The 1,319-nt window shown below is 66.5% G+C and carries 1 protein-coding gene; it reads left to right on the top strand.

Annotated features, from left to right (window positions below; all coding sequences use genetic code 11):
* Nucleotides 1-6 precede the first annotated feature (6 nt).
* Nucleotides 7-1,319, top strand: a 1,313-nt coding sequence (locus FDW83_RS18900; RefSeq protein WP_138139602.1) for an L-serine ammonia-lyase, incomplete at its 3' end; no start/stop codon positions are given.

Genomic DNA, 1,319 nt, shown 5'->3' with positions numbered 1-1,319 from the left:
CCTGTCATGGCTGTTGGCGTTTTTGATCTGTTTTCGATCGGGATTGGTCCTTCGTCTTCGCATACTGTGGGGCCGATGCGGGCTGCTGCTGTTTTTGCGGAGGAGCTTAAGGGTCTTGGGGTCCTGTCGGATGTGGCGGGGTTGCGGGTGGATCTGTACGGGTCGTTGGCTGCGACGGGGCATGGGCACGGGACGATGACGGCGGTGCTGTTGGGGTTGGAGGGGTTCCATCCGGAGCTGATCCTGCCTGACGAGGTCGAGGCCCGGTTGGCGTCGATTGCCGAGACCGGGGTGCTGAACCTGGCGGGTTCTGTTGGGTTGCCGTATGGGGTGAAGGACATGGTGTTGCGGCCGTTGACTGTTTTGCCGCGGCACACCAACGGGATGAGCTTTACCGTCACCGATGAAGCCGGGGATGTGCTGCATGCGGCGACGTTCTTCTCGGTCGGTGGCGGGTTCATCGTCCGTGAAGGGGAGGAGGACGCCGCGCAGCAGGAACTGGATGCGTCCAGGAAGGAGTTGCCGCTGCCGTTCCGGACCGCTGCGGAGCTGCTGGCCCACTGTCGGGACACCGGACTGGGTATCGCCGACGTGATGCTGGTCAACGAGGAAGCTTCCCGGTCCGGGGAGCAGATCCGGGACGGGCTGCTGCAGATCTGGTCGGTGATGGAAGCCTGTGTCCAGACCAGTTTGCGGCGTGAGGGGGTGCTGCCCGGTGGACTGAAGGTCCGGCGCCGCGCCCCGGACTGGTTTGACCGGCTCCGCAAGGAAACCGGCCAGCACTCCGGCGATGACACGGACCGGGACCTGGCCGGGGTGGCGTTTGATTCACGGTACTGGCAGGAGTGGGTGAACCTGGTTGCGCTGGCGGTGAATGAGGAGAACGCTTCCGGCGGCAGGGTGGTCACGGCCCCGACGAACGGGGCGGCCGGGATCATCCCGGCGGTGCTGTTCTACGCGCTGCACTTCGCCCCGGGCATGGACCAGGCCACCCAGGCCGACCGCGACGACGTCGTGGTGAAGTTCCTGCTTGCCGCCGGCGCCGTCGGGGTGCTGTACAAGGAGCAGGCCTCGATTTCCGGGGCCGAGGTCGGCTGCCAGGGCGAGGTCGGGTCGGCGTCGTCGATGGCCGCCGCGGGCCTGGCCGAGGTGATGGGCGGGACCCCGGCGCAGGTGGAAAACGCTGCGGAAATCGCGATGGAACACAACCTGGGCCTGACCTGTGATCCGATCGGGGGCCTGGTCCAGGTCCCGTGCATCGAGCGGAACGCGATCGCCGCGGCGAAAGCGATCAACGCCGCGAAAATGGCGCTCTGGGG

It is taken from the genome of Pseudarthrobacter sp. NamE2 (assembly GCF_005796205.1).
Classification (GTDB): Bacteria; Actinomycetota; Actinomycetes; order Actinomycetales; family Micrococcaceae; genus Arthrobacter.
The sequence above is the reverse complement of the archived record's forward strand: the minus strand, read 5'-3'. Positions and strand labels throughout refer to the sequence as shown.